We start from the raw sequence: 6983 nt of genomic DNA on the forward strand, positions 1-6983 counted from the left end.
GTTTCTATCTTTTATTCATTAGTAAGTTTAGATTTAAGTTTTTCGTCCCAAGTCTGGAAGATATAGAATAATACTGGGATAATAAATATACCTGCAATTACTCCAAATATCATACCACCAGCAGCACTGAAGCTGATCGAGTGGTTTCCTTGAGCTGATGGTCCTACTGTAAACATCAACGGTATTAAACCTGCTACGAAAGCAAATGATGTCATTAGGATAGGTCTTAGACGCATTTTAGCTCCTTCTACGGCAGCATCGAATATCGACAATCCGTTTTTGCGCTGTTGTAGAGCGAACTCTACGATAAGGATGGCATTCTTCGCTAATAACCCGATCAACATAATCAATCCTACTTGTACATAGATATTGTTTTGTAATCCAGCAAGGTTAACGAATAGGGCTACCCCTAATAATCCTGTCGGTACTGTCAATAGAATCGCTACTGGTAACAAGTAACTCTCATACTGAGCACATAATAAGAAGTACACAAAGATGATACTCAGCCCAAAGATGATAATCGCTTGGTTACCCGAATCTTTTTCTTCTAATGACATACCTGTGTACTCATAAGAGTAGTTACCAGGTAGTTGTTCTGTTACTTCTTCTATCGCTTTCATCGCATCTCCTGTACTATATCCTGGTGCAGGATTAGCTTTGATAGAGATAGAGTTATATAAGTTATATCTAGTTACGGTCTCTGGACCTAATACTTTCTTCAGTTTAATCAAGGTATTAGCAGGTAGCATTTCTCCATCTTTGTTTTTTACATAGATAGAAGAGAAGGACTGTGGACTCTCTCTAAATGGGATGTCTGCCTGCATATATACACGGTACGTTCTACCGAATCTATTAAAGTCTCCTGCTTTTACACGACCATAGTAGTTCTTGATAGTAGTCATTAGGTCTTTTACACTTACACCTAACGATTTTGCTTTTACATAGTCGATCTCAAGTAAATACTGAGGGTAGTTTGCTTTAAATGAAGTAAAGGCATTAGATATTTCTTCTCTTTCATTTAATTGTTTAATTACCTCATCACTCACTTGGTTGAACTCTGTAAATCCACCTCCCATACGGTCTTGTAACACGAACTCAATTCCTCCGAAATCACCAAAACCAGAAATAGTAGGTCTAGGGAATACGTTAAAAGAAGCCTCGTGTATCTGTGATAAATCGCTTTGTATCTCTGCGATAATCTTGTCTATATTCTTTACTTTACCTCTTTCTTTATACGGTTTAAGGTTAATATACCCTACCGCAAATGATGGGCTGGCATTACCATCTATCGTATTATATCCTGAGATAGCTGTCATCCCTTCGATATCCGTACGCTGTTTTAAGATACTATCTGCTTTTGCTAATACTACCTTAGTACGTGCTAATGAAGCCCCAGGAGGCATGGCTAGAGAGTAAGTGATATAACTATCATCTTCTCTAGGGATAAATGAAGAAGGGGTCTTGTATAGATAAAGAACTCCAACTCCTATGATTAGAGCTAATCCTGCGATAGCTACCTTCTTGTTCGTAATTAACTTTTTGATCGTTACGACATACTTCTCTGTAAAACTGTCAAATGCAGTATTAAATGCAAAGAAGAACTTATTGCGTATTCTCTTAAAGCCTGCTTGAGGTTTCTGAGCAGCATATTCTTCTCCTGATGGTTGCTTTAAGAATAATGCACATAGTGCAGGACTCAGCGTCAAGGCATTCACAGCAGAAATCAAAATAGCGAAGGCTAGGGTATAAGCGAACTGCTTATAGAATATCCCTGCAGGCCCTTGCATAAATCCTACTGGTAAGAATACTGCTGACATGACTAACGTAATAGAGATAATAGCTCTCGTAATTTCGTTCATCGTCGTGATTGTCGCTTCTTTTGCCTTCATTCCTGTATGATGCATCTTCTCGTGGATGGCTTCCACTACTACGATGGCATCATCCACCACAATACCAATGGCTAGTACTAAGGCAAACATGGTCAATATATTAATAGAGAATCCCATTAAATAAATAAAGAACAAAGTACCTACTAGCGAGATAGGAATAGCAATAACTGGAATAATCGTAGAACGGAAATCCTGTAAGAACAAGTAAACAATAATAAACACTAAGAAGAATGCCTCGAATAGTGTACTTCTTACTTGACTAATAGATTCGTCTATCTGCGCTTTTACAGAGTAGCTAATTTCATAATGCACTCCTTGTGGGAATGATTTAGACAGTCTTTCTAATGTTTTGCGCACTGCGATATCGATATCACGTGCGTTAGAACCGTTGGTCTGTGTAATATTCATCGTTAGACCAGGGTACCCGTTCACACTGTTATCACTACCTACGTTAGAGGCTCCGAACTCTACTCTAGCTACATCTTTTAGCAGTAGAACAGAACCGTCTTTATTCGTTTTAATAACGATGTTCTCGTATTGTTCAGGTAAGTTAAATCTCCCTTTGTGCTTTAAAGCAGTCTCAAAGGCTTCATCAGATGTCTCCCCAAAGCTACCTGGTGCAATCTCAAAGTTTTGATCTTTGATCGCACTGATGACATCTTGTGGAGTTAAACTATATAAGGCAAGCTTATCAGGGTTTAACCATGTTCTCATAGAGTAGTCACGAGCACCAATACGGCTCACAGAAGCTACTCCTGGTACACGAAGTAATTCACGGTTAATATTAATCTGTGTATAAGCTTGTAAGAAAGTTTCGTCATATACTTCTTCTGGGTGATCACTGTAGAAGTTGATCGTCATAATGTTACCACTAAGACGAGGAGTCACAGATATACCGTTCTCATTCACTTCTGATGGTAGATCACCAGCAGCTTTACTTACTCTGTTCTGTACGTTTACCGCAGCTTGATCAGGGTCAGTACCTGCTTTAAAGAATACGTTGATTGTTCCTGATCCACTGTTACTCGCTTTAGAGCTAATGTAGGTCATATTGTCTACCCCGTTAATAGATTCTTCTATCGGAAGTAAAACACTCTGAGCAACAGTCTCTGCATTGGCACCAGGGTAAGAAGTTGATACACTTACACTAGGAGGTGCAATCTCTGGGAACCTTGTAATTGGCAGTAAGGTAAGCCCTACTAGTCCTAGTAACACAAACATAATTGAGATTACAGTGGCTAATATGGGGCGTTCTATAATGGCTTTTAACATATTAAATTGTTTTGTAAGGCGAGTACAAATACTCTAAATTCTGTTTTTGTCTTTTGAATAGTACTTTGTCTAGTTTAAAGGTTTTACATACATCCCTTCAGTAAGTTTATCAAAACCTGTTTTGATAATTCTATCTCCGATTTGTAATCCTTCAGATACGATAAAGTTATTTCCTGACACTCCATTTAATTCGATAGACTGTAATTTTACTTTGTCTTCTTTATCTAAGATATAAACAAAAGTCTTGTCTTGTATAGAAGTAGTTACTTCTTGTGGAATAAGAATAACACGAGGATTTGTTTCTTTTAGTTTGATCGTTCCTGTATTACCTGATCTCATCACGTCTTTAGAGTTTGGGAATGATGCTCTTAAAGAAATAGAACCTGTTGTTCTGTTTACTTGTCCATTGATCATATCTACTTTACCTTTCTCAGGGTATTCGTGTCCATCTGCTAAGATTAGAGAAACGTCTGGTAAGTAATGACCGTTGCTGATACTAGCTGTATCTGTTTTCTTATTGTCTTTGCTGAAGTATAAGAAGTCAGACTCACTCATTCCGAAGTACACATATACCTCACTCACGTCTGATAGTACAGTTAGCGGTTCTTTATCCCCTTTAGACACTAAGTTACCGATACGCTTAGGCATACGTCCGATGTATCCACTTACAGGTGCTTTTATAATAGTGTAGTCAAGACTAATCTTAGCACTATTAACAGCAGCAGTAGCTTTAGCCAAAGAAGCTTTCGCGATATCGTAGTTAGACTTTGCTGTTTCTAATTGTACCTGAGCGATAACCTCATTATCGATAAGAGGCTTTAGGCGGTCTATTTCTAGTTTTGCGTTTTTAAGTTTTGCTTTCTCTACATTTTCAGTAGCGATCATATTGTTTAAAACTTCTTGGTAAGGTAGTGGGTCTATTTGGAATAAAGGTTGCCCTTCTTTTACGAAAGCACCTTCATCTACGAAAATCTTTTCAAGTATACCTTCTACTTGAGGTCTGATTTCTACGTTTACTTTTCCCTCTATATTTCCTATATAATCTTTGATTGTAATTGCAGTTGTTGTATCTACTTTTATGATAGGTAAGGCTAAAGCATTTTCTTTAGGATCTAGTGTTTTAGATGAACCTATATTGCAGCTGTTAATTCCTATCAATGTACCAAACATAATCAACGCTGAAAATGCTACTAAAACTGTTTTTCTACTTGTAATCATAATTCTTTAAATACTATTTGTTGTTGTAGGTGAGAGTCTATCTCCACAGTAACCTTACTCAATACTAATGCCAAAACGACTTTATTTGTAATCAAAAACTAATTTAATAAATATAAATGTTTGATTTGTAGGTTTTTGTATTTGTTTTGTGTTATTGAGTAATAGTCATTATTGTTTAAATTTAACTAATCTTATTTATAAAAGTTGTTGCTTTTTGTGGTATCGCTCCACATATTGGCAAAGATAATGTTTTTAGAATAGTAAGAAATGATTGAATTTATTAGGTAAATATTAATTAATACTCATAAATTATGTTAACAAAGGTGTTTGGGAGCGCTGTATTTGGGATTGAAGCTACAACTATCACAGTAGAGGTACACATAGATGGAGGAGTAGGATATCACTTAGTAGGGCTACCTGATAATGCGATAAAAGAGAGCAGCTATAGGATAGCCGCAGCATTGAAGAATAACAGTTATAAGTTTCCAGGGAGGAAGATAACAATCAACTTAGCACCTGCTAATTTGCGTAAGGAAGGTTCTGCTTATGACCTAGTGATTGCTATTGGTATTTTGGCAGCTTCTAACCAGATGTCATTACAAGAAGAGTTGTCGGATTATATTATTATGGGAGAGCTATCCTTAGATGGTACTGTACAGTGTATTAATGGAGCACTCCCTATCGCTATAAAGGCAAAAGAAGAAGGGTATAAAGGAATTATAATTCCAAAAGAGAATGAGAAGGAAGCCGCTATAGTAGAAGGATTAGAGGTATATGGTGTCAGTAATATAAAAGAAGTGATAGACTTCTTAGAGGGAAAGGGGGAGTTAGTACCAGTGGAGTTAGACTTCACTAAGATGTTTAGTGAAGAGTCTGAGCATCACCTAGAGATAGACTTTAAGGATGTGAAGGGACAAGAGAGTATCAAGAGAGCGATGGAGATAGCTGCAGCTGGTGGGCATAATATCATCTTAATAGGTCCTCCAGGTTCTGGAAAGACAATGCTCGCCAAAAGACTACCAAGTATACTGCCTCCGATGACACTAGAAGAAGCATTAGAGACAACTAAAATTCACAGTGTAGTAGGAAAGGCAAAAGACTGTGGGCTGATGAGGTCTAGGCCCTTTAGAAGTCCTCACCACACTGCGTCATCTGTTTCTCTAGTAGGAGGGGGAAGTTATCCACAACCTGGTGAGATATCTCTGGCGCATAATGGGGTACTGTTTTTAGATGAGTTGCCTGAGTTTAAAAGAGAGGTATTAGAAGTGATGAGACAACCACTAGAAGATAGGGAGGTGACTATCTCACGGGCAAAGTTTACAATAACGTATCCTTCCTCATTTATGCTAGTGGCAAGTATGAATCCGAGTCCGAGTGGCTATTTTAATGATCCTAGTGCACCTGTCAAGTCTACACCACTAGAGATGCAACGGTACTTAAGCAAGGTGTCTGGTCCTCTGCTAGACCGAATAGATATACATATAGAAGGGTGGATTCAAGTATTAAATGCAACAGTAACCATTAGGTTTAATTTTTCTGTAAAAATTTCGTTAGGCGATTTAAAACCAAATCTCTTTCTTGGTCTGTTGTTTAAAATATTTACAGCCTTGTCAATTGCTGCTTGTGTAATTAAATCGAAATTAGTCATTTTAGGGAAATATTGTCTTACTAATCCATTTAAATTTTCATTAGCTCCTCTTTCCCAACTGTGATAAGGCTTTGCGAAGTAGTAATCAAGCTCTAGAGTGTTAGCTATATTTTGATGGTTTGCAAACTCTTTTCCGTTATCAGAAGTCATAGTATGAAGTAACGGTTTGAAGTCTTTTAAGAGTTCTATAATTTTAGCTTCTACAACGTGAGCTTCCTTTGATTCTATCTTTCCCATCCATAAAACCCCTGTAGCTCTATCGTTTATAGTAAGCAGTGCTCCACGATGATTTTTCCCTATTACTAAATCTATTTCAAGATCACCTATTCTATATTTATCATCAACTATACTAGGTCTTTTTTCAATATCTACTCTATTACTTATCAAGCCTCTACTGTCTTTGCATGCACCTCTTTTTCTATATTTTTTACCTTTAGTTCTAAGATGCTTATAAAGCTTTCCTCCTTGTTTTTTGTTCTGCCAAATGAATTGATAAATACATTCAACAGAGACCATTTCTTTTGCTTCAAGTTTACTTCTACCTACTATTTGTTCTGGACTATAATCTTGATTAAGATAGTCTATAATAGTTGTTTTTACGTTTTCAGTTAAGCGTATTCTCTTGCGTTTTTCTTTGTGTCGTTGAGCTGTCTTTCTTTGTCCAAGATTAGCTTTATAAACACCATTTCTTTCGTCTGAATTGCGCTTAAGCTCTCTGCTAACAACAGACTTGTCTTTGCCTATATAACAAGCAATTTCAGTAAGTGATTTACCTGCCTTTTTATATGCTTCTATTTTATATCTTTGTTCTAACGTTAAATGTGACATCTTTTTGGGTGTGTAGGAACCTCAAAAGTAGATGTTTTTTTTCGCCAACGGCGGAGAACATTTGCTCCATGGAGCAAATGTTCTCCGCCGTTTTTTAAATGCTGTTGCATTTATTAGTTGAATCTAAG

At 37.0% G+C, this 6983-nt stretch carries 3 protein-coding genes and 1 pseudogene; 1 reads left to right on the forward strand and 3 read right to left on the reverse strand.

Features of this window, described 5'->3' with window-relative positions; genetic code table 11:
- Nucleotides 1–11 precede the first annotated feature (11 nt).
- On the reverse strand, nucleotides 12–3161 hold the full coding sequence (locus MODO_RS16430; RefSeq protein WP_006256784.1) for an efflux RND transporter permease subunit: 3150 nt from the start codon (nucleotides 3159–3161) through the stop codon (nucleotides 12–14).
- Nucleotides 3162–3230: 69 nt separating this feature from the next.
- Nucleotides 3231–4379: an efflux RND transporter periplasmic adaptor subunit gene (locus MODO_RS16435; protein WP_006256783.1), complete on the reverse strand. Its 1149-nt coding sequence runs from the start codon at nucleotides 4377–4379 to the stop codon at nucleotides 3231–3233.
- Nucleotides 4380–4690: 311 nt separating this feature from the next.
- Between MODO_RS16435 and MODO_RS16440 the strand changes: the two are divergent.
- Nucleotides 4691–5866: pseudogene (locus MODO_RS16440) on the forward strand (YifB family Mg chelatase-like AAA ATPase); the annotation flags it as partial.
- Between the two features lie 8 nt (nucleotides 5867–5874).
- Here MODO_RS16440 and MODO_RS19115 read toward each other — a convergent pair.
- The gene (locus MODO_RS19115) at nucleotides 5875–6855 is read right to left on the reverse strand and encodes an IS30 family transposase (protein ID WP_006265742.1); all 981 of its coding nucleotides are present in this window, start codon (nucleotides 6853–6855) and stop codon (nucleotides 5875–5877) included.
- Between the last annotated feature and the right edge of the window lie 128 nt (nucleotides 6856–6983).

This window comes from Myroides odoratimimus (assembly GCF_001485415.1).
Classification (GTDB): Bacteria; Bacteroidota; Bacteroidia; order Flavobacteriales; family Flavobacteriaceae; genus Flavobacterium; species Flavobacterium odoratimimum.